Genomic DNA, 22,500 nt, shown 5'->3' on the forward strand with positions numbered 1-22,500 from the left:
GGTAGGCTCGTCCGCTCAGGGTTAGTCGGGACCTAAGTCGAGGCCGATAGGCGTAGACGATGGACAACAGGTTGATATTCCTGTACCACCACTCCACCGTTTGAGTAATGGGGGGACGCAGAAGGATAGGGTAAGCGCGCTGTTGGTTATGCGCGTTCAAGCAGTGAGGCGTGGAATGAGGCAAATCCCGTTCCTATAACGTTGAGCTGTAATGACAAGGACCGTAAGGTCTGAGTTCCTGATTTCACACTGCCAAGAAAAGCCTCTAACGAGGTGGAAGGTGCCCGTACCGCAAACCGACACAGGTAGTCGAGGAGAGAATCCTAAGGTGAGCGAGAGAACTCTCGTTAAGGAACTCGGCAAAATGACCCCGTAACTTCGGGAGAAGGGGTGCTCTATTAGGGTGTTAAAGCCTGAGAGAGCCGCAGTGAATAGGCCCAGGCGACTGTTTAGCAAAAACACAGGTCTCTGCAAAACCGTAAGGTGACGTATAGGGGCTGACGCCTGCCCGGTGCTGGAAGGTTAAGAGGAGTGCTTAGCGCAAGCGAAGGTGCGAATTGAAGCCCCAGTAAACGGCGGCCGTAACTATAACGGTCCTAAGGTAGCGAAATTCCTTGTCGGGTAAGTTCCGACCCGCACGAAAGGCGTAACGATCTGGGCACTGTCTCAACGAGAGACTCGGTGAAATTATAGTACCTGTGAAGATGCAGGTTACCCGCGACAGGACGGAAAGACCCCGTGGAGCTTTACTGTAGCCTGATATTGAATTTTGGCACAACTTGTACAGGATAGGTAGGAGCCTGAGATTCCGGAGCGCCAGCTTCGGAGGAGGCGTCAGTGGGATACTACCCTGGTTGTGTTGAACTTCTAACCCTTGCCCCTTATCGGGGCAGGAGACAGTGTCAGGCGGGCAGTTTGACTGGGGCGGTCGCCTCCTAAAGTGTAACGGAGGCGCCCAAAGGTTCCCTCAGAATGGTTGGAAATCATTCGTAGAGTGTAAAGGCATAAGGGAGCTTGACTGCGAGACCTACAAGTCGAGCAGGGTCGAAAGACGGGCTTAGTGATCCGGTGGTTCCGCATGGAAGGGCCATCGCTCAACGGATAAAAGCTACCCCGGGGATAACAGGCTTATCTCCCCCAAGAGTCCACATCGACGGGGAGGTTTGGCACCTCGATGTCGGCTCATCGCATCCTGGGGCTGTAGTCGGTCCCAAGGGTTGGGCTGTTCGCCCATTAAAGCGGTACGCGAGCTGGGTTCAGAACGTCGTGAGACAGTTCGGTCCCTATCCGTCGTGGGCGTAGGAAATTTGAGAGGAGCTGTCCTTAGTACGAGAGGACCGGGATGGACACACCGCTGGTGTACCAGTTGTTCTGCCAAGAGCATCGCTGGGTAGCTATGTGTGGACGGGATAAGTGCTGAAAGCATCTAAGCATGAAGCCCCCCTCGAGATGAGATTTCCCATTGCGCAAGCAAGTAAGATCCCTCAAAGACGATGAGGTAGATAGGTTCGAGGTGGAAGCACGGCGACGTGTGCAGCTGACGAATACTAATCGATCGAGGACTTAACCAAATAAAAATTGAATGGCTTTCAATGGCCCGTTTATCCAGTTTTGAGTGAACAAGCACTCATTAGTCTAGTGATAATGGCAAAGAGGTCACACCCGTTCCCATCCCGAACACGGAAGTTAAGTTCTTTTGCGCCGATGGTAGTTGGGGGTCTCCCCCTGTGAGAGTAGGACGTCGCTAGGCAATTAAGAAACCGTTACCTGTAAAAAGGTATCGGTTTTTTTGTGTGTTATATTTCAAGTGATAATAGAAGATGAACAAGAAATGGGATAAACAAAGAGTTCAGGGAAATAAAGAAAGAGACCTGGAGCATATAGCAAACGAAATAACCTACGTTGTGGTGAAAATTCATTAGATCTATTTACCAGTTATCTCAACTAACAAGACACTTTACCCATAAATACCAACACTTTCTGTTATTTCCGGTCCCTAATAAGCAGCGTAGCGAAAATCAAGCCAATTATTCCTCCTCAATGGATTCCTTGAGAAGGTTTTATATGGATAAAATAGGGTGAAGCGGAATAAAACCTGGTTCTAGCCGATTAAACGAGTTGTAAAGCCGATTAAATCTCAGGTGAAGCCGATTAAAACCTTTCCGAAGCCGAATAAACTCCTATCCAAGCCGATTAAATCTTTTCAAACCTAAATAAACAGAAAAACCGGTATCGGTTTTTCTGTGGTTTTATTCAAGTTAATAGAAGTTGAGCAAAGTTGACTAGGCTATGAGAAGTGTTTGATTGATAAAACATTCAGTTTGAACATCTCTATTTTGACTGATAAAGCCCCAGTCCAATAAACACCTTAATCTAACCGATAAACATTTCATAATCGAAAAGACTCTTTTTTATTACTAACAGAAGCGTAGTGAAAACAAAACAATCATATGCTTTCTAAATCTAGCTGCAAAACTATCTTGAAGCCATTTCGCATATGCTAATGTCTATCACTATACTATGGGTGAATAATAAATTTTAATTTATAAGGATGTACTTTACGAAGTTAACTATAAACCAAAGATTTTAACGATAAAACCATAATTTGATTGATGTTAACTTATTCTCTCTATGATTTTCTCACTACCCGTCAGCTAAAGCGAGAGCCTAACTATAATTGGAAAAAGCCCTTTAATAGAATATTCCGCCCCATCCCCATGCCTTTCTGTGTGTTTTGTTTACCCATCTATATGTAAGGAAAATCCTTAAAAAGAGCCACTAACTCCACTATGCTAACTGCCATGTTCGATAAGAGAGATCATTTGACCGCTACATAAGAAAAAATGTCTAATAATCATTATCCAATCGTTTTTTTGAGCTTCAAATCCTATTACTTGAACAATTAGATAAAACTCGCTATGTTAATATCATAGATTGTAATTTGAAAGGGTGATTTCTAATGACAAATATATATGATTTCAATGCTGTAAAATCGAATGGTGAAGAAGTTTCTTTAAGTTCATATAAAGGAAAATCAATAATTATTGTGAATACCGCTAGTAAATGTGGATTTACTTCACAGTTTAAGGAGTTACAAGAATTGTATGAAGAATATAAGGACCAAGGTCTTGAGATTTTAGGATTCCCATGTGGTCAGTTTAGTAATCAAGAATTCGATGATTTAAGTGAAACAATGGAATTTTGTCAATTGAATTATGGCGTGTCTTTTCCAATGTTTCAAAAGATAGATGTAAAAGGGGATAATGCACATCCTTTGTTTCAATTTTTAGTATCGGAAAAGAAAGGTCTTCTAACAGAAGGTATTAAATGGAACTTCACGAAGTTTTTAGTTGATCCTGATGGGCATGTGGTAAAACGTTATGCACCGAAGTCTTCTCCTAAAAAAATTGAAGATGATTTATTGCACTATATTTAAAGAAAAATTCGAATAGTCTTACTTATTGCATGTTCCTTGACAGTCCCTGAAGGCGCTGATAACCTTATCAATAATATTCAAGAGGACATAGGGGGATAAGAGATTATGTGGGAATCTAAATTTGTTAAGGAAGGCTTAACTTTCGATGATGTATTACTAGTACCAGCAAAGTCAGAAGTATTGCCAAAAGATGTGAGTTTATCTGTTCAGTTGACTTCAAAAATCCAGTTAAATATTCCGGTAATTAGTGCGGGAATGGATACCGTAACAGAAGCTGCAATGGCGATTTCAATGGCTCGTCAAGGCGGTCTTGGTGTGATTCATAAAAATATGAGCATTGAAGAACAAGCAGAGCAAGTTGTTACTGTTAAGCGTTCTGAAAATGGCGTAATTACAGATCCATTTTACCTGACTCCTACCCATCAAGTATATGATGCAGAACATTTAATGGGTAAATATCGTATTTCAGGAGTACCAATCGTTAATAATAATGAAGAGTTAAAGTTGGTTGGGATTATTACAAACCGCGATCTTCGTTTTATTCAAGATTATTCATTATTAATTGATGATGTCATGACGAAAGAAAAATTGGTTACGGCTTCAGTTGGCACAACACTTGAGGATGCTGAAAAGATTTTACAACAATATAAAATCGAAAAACTTCCGATAGTCGATGAATCCGGTGTGTTAAAAGGCTTAATTACCATTAAAGATATTGAAAAAGTGATTGAGTTCCCTAACGCTGCAAAAGATCACCATGGTCGTTTGTTAGTGGGTGCTGCAGTTGGTGTTACTTCTGATACGATGAAACGTGTCGAGCGCCTTGTAAAAGCGCAAGTTGACGTAGTTGTTATTGACACAGCTCATGGTCATTCACAAGGAGTAATTGATACAGTAAGAGCTATTCGCAATGCTTATCCAGAGTTGGACATCATCGCTGGAAACGTTGCCACTGCTGAAGCGACATCTGCATTATTTGAGGCAGGAGCTGATGTAGTGAAAGTAGGTATTGGTCCAGGATCAATTTGTACAACACGTATAATAGCTGGTGTTGGAGTTCCACAGATTACAGCTGTTTTTGATTGTGCAACTGAAGCGCGTAAACATGGTAAAACGATTATCGCAGATGGCGGGATTAAGTACTCTGGCGATATTGTAAAAGCTTTAGCGGCAGGTGGACATGTTGTCATGCTTGGAAGTTTACTAGCAGGTACTTCAGAAAGTCCTGGAGAAACCGAAATCTTCCAAGGTCGTCGTTTTAAAGTGTACCGTGGTATGGGATCAATCAGTGCGATGGAAAAAGGTTCGAAAGATCGTTACTTCCAAGATGATGCTAAAAAATTAGTACCTGAAGGTATTGAAGGTCGTCTTCCTTACAAAGGACCTCTTTCAGATACAATTCATCAACTTTTGGGTGGTGTCCGTGCAGGTATGGGGTATTGTGGAACGAAAGATTTACATGATCTTCGTGAAAATTCACAGTTCATTCGTATGACGGGTGCAGGCCTTCGTGAGAGTCATCCGCATGATGTTCAAATTACAAAAGAATCTCCAAACTACTCTATTTAACCAAAACCGAAACTTTTGCACCTATTCTGCGTCTTTAACCTAGGCAGAATGGGTGCTTTTTTTTAAGAGAGTCCCGAATATCATTTTTTTATGATAAAATAAACAAGGGTAAATTAAAAAGAGAATGGCGGAGGTTCTAGAAGTGAAAAGTGTATGGAACAAGGCGTTAGTGCGCTGGTTACTCCTTCCAATTTTGATGGTAAGCATGGTTGTAACACAGCCGGTTTCCACAGATGCTGAAGAGAGTTTAAAGTTATTAGTAGATAGTGCAATATTAATTGACGCGGACACAGGGAAGATTCTATATGAACAAAATGCAGATACAGCTGTAGGAATAGCAAGTATGACAAAAATGATGACAGAATACTTGTTATTTGAAGCGATTGAAAATGGAACAGTTAAATGGGATCAACAATATACAATGACAGAATCTACATATAAAATCTCACAAGATCGTCGTTTAAGTAACGTACCACTTCGTCGAGATGATTCGTATAGCATAGAGGAATTGTATGAAGCAATGGCGATTTACTCGGCAAATGCTGCAACAATGGCGATTGCTGAAACGATTGCAGGTACAGAAACTGAATTTGTAAATATGATGAATAAAAAAGCACAAGAATTAGGGTTAGTAGACTATAAATTCGTCAATTCAACTGGTTTGAACAATGCTGATTTACAAGGGATGCATCCTCAAGGTACAGATGCAAATGATGAAAATGTAATGCCGGCGAAGTCAGTAGCAAAATTAGCATTCCACTTGTTGAAGGATTACCCAGAAGTATTGAAAACGACAAGTATTCCATCGAAAGTTTTTCGTGAAGGCACACCTGATGCTATTAAAATGGACAACTGGAACTTTATGCTCCCTGAACTTGTTTATGCATATAAGGGTGCTAAAGTAGATGGTTTAAAAACGGGGACTACAGATTTCGCAGGTCACAGTTTCACTGGAACTGCTGAGAAAGATGGATTGCGTGTCATCTCCGTTGTAACGAAAGCGGTTGACTCTAAAGGTGAAGGTTCATATAAAGCTAGATTTGATGCAACTAGCGCTTTATTTAACTATGGTTTTGCGCAATTTTCAAAAGTAGAAATTGCACCTGCGGGATATGAATTTAAAAATCAAAAAAGTATTTCTGTAAGTAAAGGGAAAGAAAGTCAAGTCGGTATTGCTGTAAAAGAACCGATTGAAATGGTAATTAAACCAAAAGAAAAAGAGTTGTATACACCAAAATTGGTGCTTGATGAGAAGAAAGTCAAAGAAGGTTCTATAGAAGCAGCGATTAAGAAGGATGAAGTGATTGGTCATGTGGAACTTGTAAAGTCTGAAGGAACAGATTATGGGTATATCACAGGCGAAGTAAAATCAACAGATGTCGTAACAACTGAAACTGTCGAACGTGCAAACTGGTTTTCTCTAGGTTTACGAGCAATTGGAGATTTCTTTGGGAAACTTTGGAATGGCACAACTGACTTTGTCGGTGGTTTGTTTAATTAACTAATAAAACCGTGATTTCTTCAATTGAAGAAATCACGGTTTTTTTTTTCGAGCTATACCTTCAAAATTCGAGCAACTATGGTCTAGCTACGAGCGCCAGAGTATCTTTTTATGAAGGAATAAATGCGAATTTCTCTCGTTTCATCCTTCCCACACTTGTGTGTCTAGCTAGAAGGAGCTTTAAGTTTTTATGATGTTCCAGGCATTCATTAAGGCTTCCACAGCGGGTTCAATCTCCTCTTCTAGAAAACCACCAAATCCAATTAACACTTGAGGTTTACAGGAGATGTTTTCAGTCGTTTGGTGGTATTCAGATAAAGCATATACTCGGATGTCTGCAAGTTTTGCAAGTTTTACTAATTCACGATCAGTTGATTTAATATCTATCGTTAACACTATGTGCATTCCTGCTTGCTCCCCTGATATAAGAACAGTCGGTTCATAGGCTTCAAAAGCACGCGTTAACTTATCAAGTTTTTTTCGATATAATTTTCGCATACGATTTAAATGTTTAGAAAAGTGACCATCTTGCATAAACTGTGCAAGCACATGTTGATCGAGCCTCGGTACTGTTGAAGAGTAGTAAGGGAATGTATGACGGTACGCTTGTAATAAGTGCATGGGTAACACAAAGTAAGCGATACGCAAGGAAGGCATTAAAGATTTAGAAAATGTACTAGTATATATGACACGCTCATGTTTATCCATTCCTTGGAGAGAAGGAATCGGTTTACCAACATAGCGAAACTCACTGTCATAGTCATCTTCGATAATGTATCGTCCTTCTTTGCTGGATGCCCAGTTGAGTAGTTGTGCACGTCTAGAAGCTGATAAAATCGCACCTGTTGGGAACTGGTGAGAAGGAGTAACATAAGCAACGGTGGCATCTTGATTTTCTAGTTCGGCTACCTTCATCCCATCTGAATCAACAGAGACAGCTAAGGTTTTACGATCATAATTATCAAATATATAATGTGTTATTGGGTAGCCAGGGTTTTCAATTGCGTAAATTGCATCTTTATCTAGAAGGCGTATAAGTAGAGGCATTAACTGCTCGGTCCCTGAACCGATTACCACTTGTTGTGGAGTACAACGAACACCGCGTGACGAGTATATATAACTTGCAATTTCTTGTCTTAACTCTACGTCTCCTTGAGGGTGACCAAGCAACAATAAATCTCGTGACGTTTCATCAAGTACATCTTTTGCATACTTTCGCCATTGGTTGAATGGGAAGGCGGCAGTATCAATTCGACCAGAGTTAAAATCAATGCTGTAGTTGCGTTTTACGGATTCAGTTTGTACAAGTTCTTCTCGTATCTCTTCCACATAAGCAAGTTCTTCTACTTGTTCAACAAAGTAACCACTTCGAGCAACTGCTGTAATAAAGCCTTCGGAAACTAGCTGACCGTAAGCTAATTCAATCGTTGTTTGACTAATGGCTAGAAATTCAGCTAGCTTCCGTTTAGATGGTAACTTAGTTCCAACTGCTAAGTCACCACGAATAATCCGTCCCTTAATATCGCGATAAAGTTGTTCATAAAGAGGCGTTGAAGACGATTTATCGATTTGAATTAACAACCACATACCCATTAAAAACCCCTAACTGACCTTTTCAAAAAGTGCGAAACTGACACTTTCAATATGGTCATAATTCATTATACTAATAATCATAGATGAAATGGAGGCTACATACAATGAATGAATATTTAACAGGTACAGATCGTGTGAAACGTGGAATGGCAGAAATGCAAAAAGGTGGCGTCATTATGGACGTTATCAATGCAGAACAAGCTCGTATTGCTGAAGCAGCAGGAGCAGTAGCAGTAATGGCTTTAGAACGTGTACCATCTGATATTCGTGCAGCTGGTGGCGTAGCACGTATGGCAGACCCACGTATTACGGAAGAAGTTATGAAGGCGGTAACGATTCCAGTTATGGCTAAAGCACGTATTGGTCATATTTCTGAAGCTCGAATGTTAGAAGCAATGGGTGTTGACTATATTGATGAATCTGAAGTGTTAACTCCAGCAGATGAAGAGTTCCACTTGATTAAAAGTAACTTCACGGTTCCTTTTGTCTGTGGGAATAAAGATTTAGGTGAAGCGGCTCGTCGAATTGGTGAAGGTGCTTCCATGCTTCGTACGAAAGGTGAACCTGGAACAGGTAACATCGTAGAAGCCGTGCGTCATTTACGTAAATTACATGCTCAAGTTCGTAAAATTATTCATATGAATGAAGATGAATTAATGACAGAAGCGAAAATTCTAGGTGCACCTTACCATGTGTTACTTGAAATTAAACACTTAGGAAGACTCCCAGTTGTAAACTTTGCTGCAGGTGGAGTAGCTACTCCAGCAGATGCAGCATTAATGATGGAACTTGGAGCAGATGGTGTATTCGTTGGATCAGGTATTTTTAAATCAGACAATCCAGAAAGATTTGCGCGTGCGATTGTTGAAGCGACAACTCACTACCAAGATTACAAATTACTTGTTGAAATTTCAAAAGATCTTGGAGTTCCAATGAAGGGTATTGAAATTTCTCGTTTAGAAGCGAAAGATCGCATGCAGGATCGAGTTTTATAAGATGGTGAAAATTGGCGTCTTAGCCTTACAAGGAGCTGTTCGGGAACATATCAATTCAATTGAAGCGAGTGGAGCCCAAGCAGTAGTAGTGAAACGTACGGAGGATTTGGCCGAGATTGATGGCCTTATTTTACCTGGCGGTGAAAGTACGACAATGCGTCGACTTCTAGATTTATATGGCATGATGGAACCTTTACGAGCATTTGCAAAAGCGGGAAATCCTATGTTTGGAACTTGTGCAGGACTTATCTTGCTTGCTGATTCGCTTGTAGGGTATGATCAACCTCATATTGGCGTGATGAATGTGACCGTTGAACGAAACTCATTTGGTCGTCAAGTTGATAGTTTTGAAGCTCCTCTTTCGATTAAGGGAATAGCTGATGATTTTCCAGCTGTTTTTATACGGGCTCCTCATATCACTGAGGTTGGACCAAAAACAGATGTGCTGTGTGAACATAACGGTCGAATCGTGATGGCACAACAAGGCCAATTCCTAGGGTGTTCGTTTCATCCGGAGTTAACAGATGATCACCGAGTAACGGCTTACTTTGTCCATCTTGTCGAAAACTATATTAAACAAAAAGCGTAATTTCAAGCCTGCCATTGTGCAGGCTTTTTTTGATTTCTTTCTTAATAATCACTAGTACTAACCTCTAATTCTGGGAAATAGAAAATCACCATTATGTATATTAAAAAAGAGGAGAACTGATTGGTAGCTGTATTTGGCTGTATTTTATGATACGAAAAAAAGTAATTTAATAATGATAAAGACTAATTTTTATAAAGTATTATTTTTATAAAAACAGGAAAATAAACCCACTATTATACAAATAAAAACAGTTATAGTTACCTATTTATTCCTATTATTTTAAAAGGTACAATCTTAATTAAGTTATTAAGTTTGTAATTTTCAGAAAATAAGAAATGGAGTGAAGTTGAGTGAAGCAGAAAAAATTAGTTAGTCTGAGTTTAGCTGCAACAATTGCTATATCTGTAGCCGTTGCACCAGTTTACGCAGCACCAGGAAATGCTATTTCTGAAAAAGTACATGTCAATCAAAAGAGTAAAGCTCCAGATTTTATATCTGGTAAACTCACAACTCCATCGGAAAAATCAGCAAAAGACATTGTATTTAATTATCTATCACACAAAAAAGAACTATATAAATTTAGTAAAGAGCCATTTTCTAGTTTCCGAGTATTAAGTGAAACAAAAGATGAACTTGGCTATACAAATCTAAAATTACAACAGATCTATAAAGGTGTACCAGTTTTCGGATCTATCGTTTCAGCCCATGTTAATCAAGACGGTGTATTAACAGCTGTTTCAGGAGAAATCGTTCCTGAACTCGATAAAAAACAAGCACTAAAAAGTGGGGCGAAAGTGAAGAGTGAAGAAGCACTTGCTACAGCGGCTAAAGATTTAGAAACTAAATTGGGTCAAATTCCAGAACTTGAACATTCAGCAACTCCTGAATTCGTGGTTTATGTAAAAGATGGACAAGCTAAATTTTCTTATGCAATGGAGTTTGAATTCTTATATCCTGAACCAGGTAATTATCAATATTTTGTCGATGCACAAACAGGTGTCGTGCTAGATTCATATAATCAAATTCATGAAGCAAAACCAACAACAGGACTCTCTGGAACAGATACAGTAGGGACAGGAAAAGGTGTGTTAGGTGATACAAAATCATTCAGCACATTAACAAATAATAACGGATCATACCTTGTAGACCGTACGCGTGGAGATGGAATATTTACTTACGACGCAGGAAACCGCACAAGAACACCTGGAACTCTATGGTTGGATGCTGATAATGTGTTAAACACAGCTTATGATGGTCCAGCTGTTGATGCACATGCATACGCAGCACAAACATTTGATTACTTTAATAACGTTCATAATCGTAATAGTTACGATGGAAATGGAGCAAAATTAGTTTCAACAGTTCATTACGGACGTAGTTATAACAACGCGTTTTGGAGTGGTTCTCAAATGGTTTATGGTGACGGAGACGGCTCTACATTCATCCCATTATCAGGAGCACTTGATGTTATTGCGCACGAGTTGACTCATGCGGTTACGGATACGACTGCGGATCTAGTCTATCAAAATGAATCTGGTGCAATTAACGAATCAATGTCTGATATTTTTGGAACATTAACAGAATATCATTTTAATAACAATCCAGATTGGTTAATTGGGGAAGATATTTATACACCTAGCATTGCAGGAGATGCATTGCGTTCAATGGAAGACCCTACATTACAAGGAGATCCTGATCATTATTCTGTCCGCTACACGGGTACAGGCGATTACGGCGGCGTTCATATTAACTCTGGTATCAGTAATAAAGCTGCATTCTTATTATCCAACGGTGGAAATCATTACGGGGTGAGTGTAGCGGGAATTGGCAATGATAAAACGGGCAAAATTTTCTTCCGTACTTTAACGCAATACTTAACACCAAACTCGAACTTCAGTCAGTACCGCGTGGCATCTGTCCAAGCAGCAACAGATCTTTACGGTTCAAGTAGCAGTGAAGTTTCAAGTGTCAAAGCAGCATTTACAGCGGTTGGTGTTAATTAATTTCTTCAAAAAGTAAAAAATATAGAATATCCGTATAAGGTAAGAAATCAGTATGCACCATTAATGGTGCATACTGATTTTTTTAAATATGAATGGTGGCTTGCCAAATTTCACACCGTGTAGTAAAGTATTGTTAATTTCACATATGAAACGATGATGGGAAGTAGTAACAAGCTCTGTTTTTTCTAGAGAGCCAGCGGTTGGTGCAAGCTGGTAAAAACACTTGTGAATCCGTTCTGGAGTTGCGCAGCTGAAGATTAGTAAGTTGCAGCCGGTTGAAAAGCCGTTATGAGACAAGTGGATTTGTTCGCATGGACAAATCAATCAGGGTGGCAACGCGGGTAGCTCTCGTCCCTTTCCAAGGGGATTGAGGGCTTTTTTTGTTGTCCAGCTCCACTTTTCTATCTTGCCAATCATCAAATTAGAGGAGGAAACCACATGTTAGATGTAAAACGCGTTAGAGCCAATTACGAAGAAATCAAAGAGAAACTCGAAAAACGAGGAGAAGATTTAGGGAACTTTGATCAATTTGCTGAGTTTGATTCAAAACGTCGTGAGCTTATAGGTAAAACTGAAGTATTAAAAGCTGAACGTAATGGAGCTTCTGAGAAAATAGCAGGTATGAAGCGCAATAAAGAAAATGCGGATGATGTTATCCTGCGTATGCGTCAAGTAGGCGATGAAATCAAAGTCCTAGATAATGAACTTCGTGAAGTGGAAGAGAAGTTTGATGACATGATGATGCGTTTGCCGAATATTCCACATGACAGCGTTCCAGTTGGGGATTCTGAAGATGATAACGTGGAAGACCGTACATGGGGAGAAATCCGTGAATTTGATTTTGAACCAAAACCACACTGGGATCTTGGAACAGATTTAAATATTATCGATTTTGAACGTGCTGCAAAAACGACGGGAAGTAGATTCGTTTTTTACCGTGGGTTAGGTGCTCGTTTAGAGCGTGCTTTGATGAACTTTATGATTGATCTTCATACAGATGAGCATGGCTACGAAGAAATGTTGCCTCCGTATTTAGCAAACCGTGCAAGCCTAACAGGTACTGGGCAATTGCCGAAATTCGAAGAAGATGCATTTTTAATTGAAAAAGAAGATTTCTTCTTAATTCCAACATCAGAAGTAACGGTCACAAACTTTTACCGTGATGAAATTTTAAATAAAGACACACTGCCACAAGGATTCGCTGCATACAGTGCATGTTTCCGTTCTGAAGCGGGTTCTGCAGGTCGTGATACACGAGGCTTAATTCGTCAACATCAGTTTAACAAAGTGGAACTTGTTCGTTTTGTAAACCCAGATGACTCTTATAATGAGTTGGAAAAATTAACAGGACATGCGGAAAAAGTTCTACAATTATTAGGCTTACCTTATCGAGTATTGAAAATGTGTACAGCAGATTTAGGATTTACGGCTGCGAAAAAATACGATATCGAAGTATGGATTCCAACTCAAGGTGTCTATCGTGAGATTTCTTCTTGCAGTAACTTCGAGGATTTCCAAGCGCGTCGTGCTAACATTCGTTTCCGCCGTGAAGCGAATGCTAAACCGGAATTTGTCCATACCTTAAATGGTAGTGGTTTAGCACTTGGTCGAACAGTTGCAGCCATTTTGGAAAATTACCAACAAGAAGACGGTTCTGTCACTATTCCTGAAGTTTTACGTCCATACATGGGCGGTAAAAAAGTCATTTCTAACTAATAAAAAACCAGAAATGAACCTATTCAAGGGTTCGTTTCTGGTTCTTTTTTTGTTCACGTAAACTACGGAAAAAATTAGTGAGAATAGCGCTACACTCTTCACTATGAATCCCTTCAGTTACTTCGCATTCATGATTAAATCGAGGGTCATTGAGCAATCGATAGAGTGAATCGACGCAACCAGCTTTGACGTCACGCGCACCATAAACTACACGTGGTATACGGGATTGCAAAATAGCCCCTGCACACATAGGACAAGGTTCAAGTGTGACATAAAGGGTCATGTCTTCTAAACGCCAACTGCCGACCTTTGCACACGCTTGTTGTATCGCTAGTAGCTCTGCGTGAGTCGTTGCATTTTGTGTCGTTTCACGCAAATTATGTGCACGTGCAATGATTACATCTTGGTAGACGATGACTGCACCAATCGGCACTTCACCTAAAGTTGCTGCTTTTTGTGCTTCGACTAATGCTTCTAACATGTAAGTCCGATCTTTTTTAAATACATCCATCACACATCGCTCCTTGATTTAAGTGTAGCATGTTTTGATTGTGCTACGCATAGCATAAATGAGATGTGGAACAAGGAGGTTTCAAATGATTTATGTAGTGGAGCCAGGGGATAGCCTATTTTCAATCGCTACAGAGTACAATACAACGACGGCAATACTAACTCAGGTTAATGAACTAGACAACCCAGACGTTTTAGTTGTTGGTCAAACAATAATAATTCCGGGTATACCAGATCCCAATCGACCAACTATTGAATCTAACGGTTATGTTGAGTTTTACACAGAAGCTCCATCCCAAACGTTGTTAGATGAAGTGAAGAAACGAGGACCGTTACTAACTTATATGATGCCATTTTCATATGATGTAAAGCGTGACGGCTCTTTGGTCCCTTTAAACTGGGGAGGTCTTGAGCAGATTGCGATTGATGAGAATATCACCTCAGCAATTGTCGTTTCCAATATTGAAGACGGTGCGTTTAGTGATACGCTAGCACAAGAGATTTTTGCCAGTCAAGATGTGCAAGATACGTTAATTGCGAATATCTTAGCTGAAGCAAAAGCTAAGAATGCAAAAGATATTCATTTTGACTTTGAATATTTACGAAGTGAAGACCGACAAGCATATGTCGATTTTTTAAAACGTGTTAAAGAAGCTGCGGGTGGATTAACATTATCTGCTGCTCTTGCGCCTAAAACGTCTGCTACCCAAGCGGGAAAATGGTATGAAGGGCATGACTACAAACAAATTGCTGAAGTAGTCGACTTCGTCGTGATCATGACATACGAATGGGGGTATAGTGGTGGTCCGCCAATGGCTGTGTCGCCTATAGGACCAGTTAGACAAGTTTTGGAATATGCATTAACAGAAATGCCTGCATCCAAAATATTGATGGGTCAAAATTTGTACGGATATGATTGGACATTACCGTATAAACCTGGAAATCCTCAAGCGCAAGCGATCAGTTCTCAACGTGCAATTGAACTAGCACGCGAGCGTAATGCTGCAATACTGTATGATAATACAGCACAAGCTCCTTATTTCAATTACTGGCGAGATGGGATAGAGCATGTAGTGTGGTTTGAGGATGCCCGTTCCATGCAAGCTAAATTTGATTTAATAAAAGAATTAAAATTAAGAGGAATTAGCTATTGGCATATGGGCTTTAAATTCCCACAAAATTGGGCCCTACTAAATGAGACATTTCAAGTTAAAAAAATATAGAGCTAAAACCCTTTTCCTTCTTAGGAAAGTGGTTTAGCTCTTTTTTTCGTTTTGTAGCTGTGATAGAATAGGGGGCGCTGAATGATTGAAAACGAGTAGGAGGACTACTGATGCCGATTCCATTTATCACAGTTGAAGGCCCGATTGGTGTTGGTAAGACGTCACTATCAAAGGCTATTGCTGATGCAAATAAATTTCAACTATTAAAAGAAATTGTAGATGAAAATCCATTTTTAAATAAATTTTATGAAAATATTGAAGAGTGGAGCTTTCAAACGGAAATGTTTTTCCTTTGTAATCGATACAAACAATTAAGCGATATTCAAAAGAAGTATATTGCAGAGCGTGAACCTGTTGTAGCTGATTATCATATATTTAAGAACTTAATTTTCGCAAAACGTACGCTTCCTGCTGAAGAATATGTTAAATACGAGTCTATTTACCGTATTTTGACGCAAGATATGCCAAGACCAAACATGGTCATTTACTTGCACGCTAGTTTAGAAACATTAATGAAGCGGATTGCACAGCGAGGTCGTGAATTCGAAAAAATGATCAGTGCCGATTATATGGAGAAATTATCAGCCGATTACCATACGTTCATTCAACATTTTGAAGACACACATCCGGAAATTCCAGTTCTTCGTTTTAACGGAGATGAAATCGATTTTGTTCAAAATGAATCTGATTTGAAGTTGATATTAGATCAAGTGCAAGATACATTAAAAAAGAGGAGTCTCGATGCATGAACTTACGTGAGAAATACGGCATACCACAAAATGCTGTTATAACAATAGCTGGTACAGTAGGTGTCGGGAAATCAACTATGACAAAAGCACTTGCAGATGCGCTACAATTCCGCACATCTTTCGAAAATGTCGATGCGAACCCATATTTAGAGAGTTTTTATGAAGACTTTGAAAAGTGGAGCTTTCATTTACAGATTTACTTCTTAGCGGAACGCTTTAAAGAACAAAAACGTATTTTTGAATATGGTGGCGGTTTTATTCAAGACCGTTCGATTTATGAAGATACAGGAATATTTGCTAAAATGCATGTGGAAAAAGGCACGATGAATTTGATTGATTATGATACGTATACGAGTTTGTTTGATGCGATGGTCATGACTCCGTATTTCCCTCATCCAAATTTACTCATTTATTTAGATGGTTCAATTGACGATATTTTAAGCCGTATTCAAGAACGCGGGCGTCCAATGGAGCAATCAACACCGGTAGAGTACTGGCATGAAATGCACGAGCGATACGAAAATTGGATTAACTCATTTAATGCGTGTCCAGTCCTGCGTTTAAATATTAATGATTACGATTTGATGAAAAGCCCAGATACAGTAGAAACGATTGTAGAACGTATTGGTCATTGTATCCAACAAACTTCATTGTTACGTAAATAGTGTAGACAAGCCCTCAGCGAAAAGTTGGGGGCTTTTTAAATTCTAATTGTATAGATTACACCTTACTTTTTAAGATTTGTCGAAATGTAGCTGCCAATTGCAATAATTGAAAGAATGGCCAAGAATCCAAAAAGTAATTTGAAACCGAATTTGTTGCTGTCGAGTGGAGCACCTTGCAGTGGGGTGCTTGAATACTTCCCATCGCGTATCGCTTTCACATAGTGACCATCAGAATTTTTAATTGGTATCGCTTCCTCTGTACTTATATTTAAGATTGAAAAATACTTCGTGCCCTTAGCGTAAGTATTTGAGAAATTCCCAGAATACGTTCCTTCCATATCCGAATACCTCGTCACTTTTCCAATTTCTTGACCTACTTCATTGACCATATCATCACTCACTATATATATAAATCCATCCCACACGACAAATGAATAAGCCCAATCGGCATCTGACTTACTGGGCAAGCAAACTATCGAACAAGCGAGTGACAATAGCAAAACAACCAATAGTGACTGACGTTCCATATGACCCCACCTTATTTCTTCCATTTGACGGTTTCTCTATTGTTTAAGTTTCAAGTGAAATTAATCCTGTCGTTAGAGGATATTAGAATTCAATCTTGAAGATTATATTGGAGAAGTAAAATGGGTCTTTTTGTAGATCAAACTAATAGATATAAAATAAGTGAAATTAAACCTGATAAGGGATGTGACCTCATGAAATATCAAATTTGCAAAGCCGCAGTAGAAGATGCAAAAGGTATTACCAAAGTACATACTGATTTATGGAGATCCACTTACAAAGTGATTGTTTCTCTCTGGGTAAACTAAATATGGAAAGTAGATTGGAGAGCCGGTAGATGGTGGTGAAAATAGGGGAGAAACAGATGAATAGCATGCCGAATTATATGCTTTTTCTTGCTTGAAGAAGCTAATAAAAAGGAACCGGTCGCGAAATGCTGAGAAACCTTGCAAAAGATTTAAGAAATAGTGAATCTTCCAGTTTGATGTGTGGGTTTAACAGATAACCTTGCAAGAAAATTTTATGGGAAAATGGGTGGAGTATACGTAGATACTAATTACTATAGGAATTATCAGTATAGGAAGTCTCCTATGGATGGAAAGATATCCGTGTTTTTTGAATAAATCTAGATCTTGATTTTTAGGATAACAAAAAAAGGTAACTCGAATGAGTCACCTTCATAATATTCCAATTATTTATGTTAGAAGAAAATTCGTTACATTAGTAACGAATAACAATCCCCATATATATGCGCGTTTTTTGTTTTAAAAAATGGAGGAGGTAGAGGGATTCGAACCCCCGCGGGATTTAACTCCCCTGTCGGTTTTCAAGACCGATCCCTTCAGCCGAACTTGGGTATACCTCCATGACAACAAAAAATATTGTACCATGGGAACAATATTAAAGCAACAATAATTGAAATTACTTCTTTTAAGTTAGATAGGGAAGGTAAGCAATAATAATCTCAGGAACTTGAAAAATATTTGCGTTAATAGCTAGTAATAGTAAGGTAAACTTCCTATAGTAAATCATTGTCGTAAGTACTTGCTAAGTAAGTCTCTCTGTTATCATTACTTGCCTTACAATCTGATGATTTTTCGAGAAATCTATTATACTAATTGAAATACCATTTGATTTTTGATGAATAACTTAGTATAATGGGAAATGCCGTGCTAGGTGGGGAGTTAGCGGTGTCTTGTAACTCGCAATCCGCTCTAGCGAGACTGAACTCCTTCTCTGAGGCTGTTTATATGTAGGGTCTGACTTTTGCACGTAGTGTTGACGTCTGGGTCTTGCGCAATGGGTATCTATGAAACATGTCAGGTCCGGAAGGAAGCAGCATTAAGTGGACTTTCCCATGTGCCGCAAGGGTGCCTAAACAGAGCTAACGACAAAGGTTCCGCCTATGTATGCCAGTCGAAGGAAGGTGCACGGTATACATAGTTCCATTGAGGTGTTTGCTCGCTAACCATGCGAGTAAACACCTTTTTTGTGTTCGAATTCTTTGGCTTGTTGGGAGCTAGAGTGACCACCTTATGATATAATAAAAGGACTGTTTAAAATCACATTATAAGGGGAGAAATCAGTTGGCGTATCAAGCTTTTTATCGTGTCTACCGACCGCAATCATTTGCTGAAATGTCCGGTCAAGCACATGTGAAACAAACCCTTCAAAATGCTCTCCTTTATAATAAAACGACGCATGCGTATTTATTCAATGGACCACGAGGGACGGGGAAAACAAGTGCGGCAAAAATTTTCGCAAAAGCATTAAACTGTGAACGTGCACCTGTTTTTGAACCATGTAACGAGTGTGATACTTGTAAGAGCATCACAAATGGATCAAATACAGATGTAATCGAATTTGATGCTGCGTCTAACTCAAGAGTTGAAGAAATTCGAGATATTATTGAGAAAGTTCGTTTTGCTCCTGCAAATTCGCGCTATAAAGTGTATATCATCGATGAAGTGCATATGTTGTCCAATAGTGCTTTTAATGCATTATTGAAAACTTTAGAAGAACCACCAGCTCATGTTGTGTTTATTTTAGCGACAACAGAACCGCATAAATTACCCTTGACGATTATTTCTAGATGCCAGCGTTTTGACTTTAAGAGAATTACAGCAACGGATATTGTAGACCGAATGAATGTAATATTGACTGATTCAGGAATCCAGTCTAATGATCAAGCCTTAAAAGTCATTGCACAAGCAGCTGCAGGCGGAATGCGTGATGCACTGAGCATGCTCGATCAAGTTGTGTCATTTAGTGGTGACGAAATGACAGTTGAAGACGCACTTCTCGTGACAGGGTCAATTGGTCAAGATATATTTTATCAACTGGCAGAATCATTATTAACAAAAGATGTTGCTAAAGTATTAACACTTTTAGAAGGATTAATGAAAGAAGGTAAAGATGCAGTTCGCTTAACCGAGGATTTAATCACATTCTTCCGTGACTTACTGTTGATGAACACAGCTCCATCCCTAGACGAATTATTAGAACTTGCATCTAATGAAGAGAAATTTAAACAACTTGCAAGTCAGTTCCCGGTTGAGAAACTATATCGATATATTGAGATATTATCTGCTACTCAACAAGAAATGCGTTACTCTAACCATGCAAAAGTTTATTTAGAGACAGCACTTTTGAAAATGTCACAAGTAAAAGAAGATAACTCTCAACTAGCTATTGATTTAAGCCCGTTTGAAGAGAAAATCGCTCAACTTGAACGAACGGTTGTTGCACTTGAGCAACAAGTTAAACAAGGACTTACATCAAATGGGACGCAAACCCCACAAGCGAATGAATCTCAAAAACGCCAGAGATTAAGAACGCAAACAGGTTTTAAAGCGCCATCTGGTCGTATTCAAGAAGTATTGAAAACAGCAACAAAGCAAGATATTCAACTAATTAAATCACACTGGTCAACGATTATTACTCAATTGCAAAAATCACATGCCGCCCTCTTGAATGAAGCGGAACCAGTTGCAGCATCTGCGAGTTCATTTGTGTTAAAATTTAAATATGATATTCATTGCCAAATGGCAGCTGATAATCAGACGTTCTCCAGTGCTTTTTCGCAACTGTTAATGAATTTAACAGGGAAGCAGTATGAAATTCTGTTCGTACCAGAAGAAGCATGGATTAAAATCCGTGAAGAGTTTGTTCGTCACAAAGGATTAGAGACTACAGATTCAAATTCAGTGTCAAAAACGAGTGATTCAGGACAAGAAGAAACAGATGAAGTGTTGAGTTTTTTGCAAGAAGTTCAAGCGGAAACTGAAGATCCTTTGGTTGTAGAGGCAGAAAAGTTATTTGGAAAAGAATTTATAGAAATACATGATGATTAGGGAGGAAGAATAATATGCGTGGAATGGGTAATATGCAAGGTATGATGAAACAAATGCAAAAAATGCAAAAGCAAATGGCTGAGGCTCAAGAAGAATTGGGTACTCAACATTTTGAAGGTTCAGCAGGTGGAGGTATGGTTAAAGTAACTGTATCTGGAAGCAAAGAAGTAGTTAATGTAGCTTTAGATGCAACTGTTGTAGACCCTGAAGATATTGAGATGTTACAAGATTTAATTGTTATCGCTACAAACGAGGCAATGAAAAAAGCAGAAGAAACAGCGAACTCCACGATGGGACAATTCACGAAAGGATTGAACCTCCCTGGCATGTTCTAGGAGGAAACCACATGCACTATCCTGAACCAATATCGAAACTAATTGATAGCTTTATGAAGTTGCCGGGTATCGGGCCAAAGACAGCGGCCCGTCTGGCGTTTTTTGTTTTAAGTATGAAGGAAGATACGGTGCTTGATTTCGCGAAAGCGTTAGTAGAGGCTAAGCGGAATTTAAGTTACTGTTCAATATGTGGTCATATCACTGACGTAGATCCATGTCATATATGCCAAGACAAACAACGTGATGACACAATAATTTGTGTTGTTCAAACTCCAAAAGATGTCATTGCCCTAGAAAAAATGCGAGATTATCACGGGCTTTATCATGTTCTACATGGTGCGATATCGCCAATGGATGGAATTGGACCTGAAGATATTAATGTATCTCCTTTATTAAAGAGATTACAAAATGAGCGTGTACAAGAGTTGATCTTAGCAACAAACCCTACGATTGAGGGAGAAGCAACAGCAATGTATATTTCGAGGTTAGTTAAACCATCCGGAATTCGCACTACGCGAATTGCACATGGGCTTCCAGTGGGTGGAGATTTAGAATATGCAGATGAAGTGACTTTGTCAAAAGCGTTAGAAGGCCGACGTGAGTTATAAAGAGGAGGCCTAGCTACAAGTGTTTTTTAAAAAAGTAAAGCTTAAAAAAGAATTTGATGCAAAGTTTCTTTCACTAATGAAAGAAACGAAAGTAGAATGGCAACAAGCTCAAATTATTGAACAACAGGTAGATGACTACGATTTGTCGATTATTGTGCAACGTAAAATTGCTGAAAGTAAACACTTCTTTCTATATAAAGAAGCAAGAATACGAAAAATCCTCTTAAAATGATGTATATGTTATACCAATCGCTTCATATAGTTAGAGATAACTTATATGTGAGGTGGGAGAAGCTACATGAAACTGATTCTTTATTTGATTGGTATAACATTACTTCTATTTTTGTTTTTAAATAAAGCGTCTAAAGGACGAGTAGTAGAAGTGTTTTCTATTCTGTGGTTTAGAATTGCTTTTGCTTTTGTAATATTGTTTGCAATTAATCTAATCGCTAGTCAATTCGGGTTTTTTATTCCAATTAATATTGTCTCAGGGTTACTGATTGCTTTCTTAGGTATTCCTGGAATTGCTAGTGTAATTACTATCTCAATGTTTTTATAACCGGTTTGAATTGAGGTGTTGACTTTGCAAGAAACATAGTGTAATATAATGAATGTCGCTAAGGTGCGACGCACAAAATGTTGAACACGAAAAATTAAGTGTTGACTTTATGTGAGTCATAATGTAATATAGTAAGAGTCGCTAAGATGCGACGCACAAAATGAACCTTGAAAACTGAACAGCAAAACGTCAACTAAAATAGCGGAAAGCACTTCGGTGCTGGAAGCAAAACGTTTTCTTACGCCGACACCTGTTGGTATTGAAAACACAACTTGAACTTAACCGTTCATTATAAACGTCAAATTTTTGACGCCAGCAACAAAGTCGAGCTAATCGACTCACCTATTATGGAGAGTTTGATCCTGGCTCAGGACGAACGCTGGCGGCGTGCCTAATACATGCAAGTCGAGCGGAGAGAAGAAGCTTGCTTCTTCTTTTAGCGGCGGACGGGTGAGTAACACGTGGGCAACCTACCTTGTAGATTGGGATAACTCCGGGAAACCGGGGCTAATACCAAATAATCCATTTTGCTTCATGGCTAAATGTTGAAAGGCGGCTTCGGCTGTCACTA

General features: G+C 39.2%; 19 protein-coding genes, 1 tRNA gene, 3 rRNA genes, 1 other RNA gene and 1 other annotated feature (2 of these 25 cut by a window edge). Of the genes, 20 read left to right on the forward strand and 4 right to left on the reverse strand.

Annotation, left to right across the window (positions count from 1 at the left end):
* The 5 genes from E2636_RS18085 to E2636_RS18105 form a co-directional block, all read left to right on the forward strand.
* Positions 1 to 1,571: ribosomal RNA gene (locus E2636_RS18085) — 23S ribosomal RNA — on the forward strand (it extends 1,359 nt beyond the left edge of the window).
* A gap of 63 nt (positions 1,572 to 1,634) precedes the next feature.
* A 5S ribosomal RNA gene (gene rrf / locus E2636_RS18090) occupies positions 1,635 to 1,750 on the forward strand.
* Positions 1,751 to 2,959: 1,209 nt separating this feature from the next.
* Positions 2,960 to 3,436 (forward strand): glutathione peroxidase, encoded by a 477-nt coding sequence (locus tag E2636_RS18095; RefSeq protein ID WP_134211661.1) that lies wholly within the window; start codon positions 2,960 to 2,962, stop codon positions 3,434 to 3,436.
* A 105-nt stretch (positions 3,437 to 3,541) separates the two neighbouring features.
* Complete coding sequence (gene guaB / locus E2636_RS18100) at positions 3,542 to 5,005, forward strand: IMP dehydrogenase (RefSeq protein WP_134211662.1); 1,464 nt, start codon at positions 3,542 to 3,544, stop codon at positions 5,003 to 5,005.
* A 142-nt stretch (positions 5,006 to 5,147) separates the two neighbouring features.
* Complete coding sequence (locus E2636_RS18105; protein WP_279587107.1) at positions 5,148 to 6,506, forward strand: serine hydrolase; 1,359 nt, start codon at positions 5,148 to 5,150, stop codon at positions 6,504 to 6,506.
* Positions 6,507 to 6,686: 180 nt separating this feature from the next.
* Here E2636_RS18105 and pdxR read toward each other — a convergent pair whose 3' ends face one another.
* Positions 6,687 to 8,099 (reverse strand): MocR-like pyridoxine biosynthesis transcription factor PdxR, encoded by a 1,413-nt coding sequence (pdxR, locus tag E2636_RS18110; protein WP_134211664.1) that lies wholly within the window; start codon positions 8,097 to 8,099, stop codon positions 6,687 to 6,689.
* Positions 8,100 to 8,203: 104 nt separating this feature from the next.
* Between pdxR and pdxS the strand changes: the two genes are divergently transcribed.
* The 4 genes from pdxS to serS all read left to right on the forward strand — a co-directional run bounded on the left by pdxS (position 8,204) and on the right by serS (position 13,402).
* Positions 8,204 to 9,094 carry a pyridoxal 5'-phosphate synthase lyase subunit PdxS gene (pdxS, locus tag E2636_RS18115; protein WP_017381997.1) on the forward strand — a complete coding sequence of 297 codons (891 nt, stop codon included), beginning with the start codon at positions 8,204 to 8,206 and terminating at the stop codon, positions 9,092 to 9,094.
* Between the two features lies 1 nt (position 9,095).
* Positions 9,096 to 9,683 (forward strand): pyridoxal 5'-phosphate synthase glutaminase subunit PdxT, encoded by a 588-nt coding sequence (pdxT, locus tag E2636_RS18120; RefSeq protein ID WP_134211665.1) that lies wholly within the window; start codon positions 9,096 to 9,098, stop codon positions 9,681 to 9,683.
* Positions 9,684 to 10,033: 350 nt separating this feature from the next.
* Positions 10,034 to 11,686 carry a M4 family metallopeptidase gene (locus E2636_RS18125; RefSeq protein WP_134211666.1) on the forward strand — a complete coding sequence of 551 codons (1,653 nt, stop codon included), beginning with the start codon at positions 10,034 to 10,036 and terminating at the stop codon, positions 11,684 to 11,686.
* Between the two features lie 144 nt (positions 11,687 to 11,830).
* Positions 11,831 to 12,045, forward strand: a binding site (T-box leader).
* A gap of 79 nt (positions 12,046 to 12,124) precedes the next feature.
* Positions 12,125 to 13,402 carry a serine--tRNA ligase gene (gene serS / locus E2636_RS18130; protein WP_134211667.1) on the forward strand — a complete coding sequence of 426 codons (1,278 nt, stop codon included), beginning with the start codon at positions 12,125 to 12,127 and terminating at the stop codon, positions 13,400 to 13,402.
* Positions 13,403 to 13,421: 19 nt separating this feature from the next.
* Here the strand turns inward: serS and tadA are convergent, their stop codons facing one another.
* Positions 13,422 to 13,913, reverse strand: coding sequence for a tRNA adenosine(34) deaminase TadA (gene tadA, locus E2636_RS18135; protein ID WP_134211668.1), 492 nt, complete (start codon positions 13,911 to 13,913; stop codon positions 13,422 to 13,424).
* Positions 13,914 to 13,998: 85 nt separating this feature from the next.
* Here tadA and E2636_RS18140 point away from each other — a divergent pair, with 85 nt between their 5' ends.
* The 3 genes from E2636_RS18140 to E2636_RS18150 all read left to right on the forward strand — a co-directional run bounded on the left by E2636_RS18140 (position 13,999) and on the right by E2636_RS18150 (position 16,549).
* Complete coding sequence (locus E2636_RS18140; protein WP_134211669.1) at positions 13,999 to 15,135, forward strand: glycosyl hydrolase family 18 protein; 1,137 nt, start codon at positions 13,999 to 14,001, stop codon at positions 15,133 to 15,135.
* 110 nt (positions 15,136 to 15,245) lie between these two features.
* Positions 15,246 to 15,884 carry a deoxynucleoside kinase gene (locus tag E2636_RS18145; RefSeq protein WP_134211670.1) on the forward strand — a complete coding sequence of 213 codons (639 nt, stop codon included), beginning with the start codon at positions 15,246 to 15,248 and terminating at the stop codon, positions 15,882 to 15,884.
* Positions 15,881 to 16,549 carry a deoxynucleoside kinase gene (locus E2636_RS18150; protein ID WP_134211671.1) on the forward strand — a complete coding sequence of 223 codons (669 nt, stop codon included), beginning with the start codon at positions 15,881 to 15,883 and terminating at the stop codon, positions 16,547 to 16,549. The genes E2636_RS18145 and E2636_RS18150 overlap by 4 nt, the downstream gene beginning before the upstream one ends.
* Positions 16,550 to 16,611: 62 nt before the next feature.
* Here the strand turns inward: E2636_RS18150 and E2636_RS18155 are convergent, their stop codons facing one another.
* Complete coding sequence (locus E2636_RS18155) at positions 16,612 to 17,076, reverse strand: hypothetical protein (protein ID WP_134211672.1); 465 nt, start codon at positions 17,074 to 17,076, stop codon at positions 16,612 to 16,614.
* A gap of 120 nt (positions 17,077 to 17,196) precedes the next feature.
* On the opposite strand from E2636_RS18155, the gene E2636_RS18160 reads away from it, so the two are divergent.
* Positions 17,197 to 17,382 carry a hypothetical protein gene (locus E2636_RS18160; protein WP_134211673.1) on the forward strand — a complete coding sequence of 62 codons (186 nt, stop codon included), beginning with the start codon at positions 17,197 to 17,199 and terminating at the stop codon, positions 17,380 to 17,382.
* 464 nt (positions 17,383 to 17,846) lie between these two features.
* Here the strand turns inward: E2636_RS18160 and E2636_RS18165 are convergent.
* Positions 17,847 to 17,939, reverse strand: a tRNA-Ser gene (locus E2636_RS18165).
* Positions 17,940 to 18,241: 302 nt separating this feature from the next.
* On the opposite strand from E2636_RS18165, the gene ffs reads away from it, so the two are divergent.
* The 7 genes from ffs to E2636_RS18200 all read left to right on the forward strand — a co-directional run.
* An RNA gene (gene ffs / locus E2636_RS18170) (signal recognition particle sRNA large type) lies at positions 18,242 to 18,508 on the forward strand.
* A gap of 152 nt (positions 18,509 to 18,660) precedes the next feature.
* Positions 18,661 to 20,427: a DNA polymerase III subunit gamma/tau gene (dnaX, locus tag E2636_RS18175; protein ID WP_134211674.1), complete on the forward strand. Its 1,767-nt coding sequence runs from the start codon at positions 18,661 to 18,663 to the stop codon at positions 20,425 to 20,427.
* Positions 20,428 to 20,441: 14 nt separating this feature from the next.
* Positions 20,442 to 20,762, forward strand: coding sequence for a YbaB/EbfC family nucleoid-associated protein (locus E2636_RS18180; RefSeq protein WP_017382006.1), 321 nt, complete (start codon positions 20,442 to 20,444; stop codon positions 20,760 to 20,762).
* A gap of 11 nt (positions 20,763 to 20,773) precedes the next feature.
* A complete protein-coding gene (recR, locus tag E2636_RS18185) occupies positions 20,774 to 21,370 on the forward strand; it encodes a recombination mediator RecR (protein WP_017382007.1) in 597 nt (198 codons plus the stop codon).
* 19 nt (positions 21,371 to 21,389) lie between these two features.
* Complete coding sequence (locus tag E2636_RS18190; protein WP_134211675.1) at positions 21,390 to 21,602, forward strand: YaaL family protein; 213 nt, start codon at positions 21,390 to 21,392, stop codon at positions 21,600 to 21,602.
* 84 nt (positions 21,603 to 21,686) lie between these two features.
* Positions 21,687 to 21,929, forward strand: a complete 243-nt coding sequence (locus tag E2636_RS18195; RefSeq protein WP_243840699.1) for a pro-sigmaK processing inhibitor BofA family protein — start codon at positions 21,687 to 21,689, stop codon at positions 21,927 to 21,929.
* A gap of 344 nt (positions 21,930 to 22,273) precedes the next feature.
* Positions 22,274 to 22,500 (forward strand): 16S ribosomal RNA (locus tag E2636_RS18200) (it continues 1,322 nt past the right edge of the window).

The organism is Paenisporosarcina antarctica (genome assembly GCF_004367585.1).
Lineage (GTDB): Bacteria > Bacillota > Bacilli > Bacillales_A > Planococcaceae > Paenisporosarcina > Paenisporosarcina antarctica.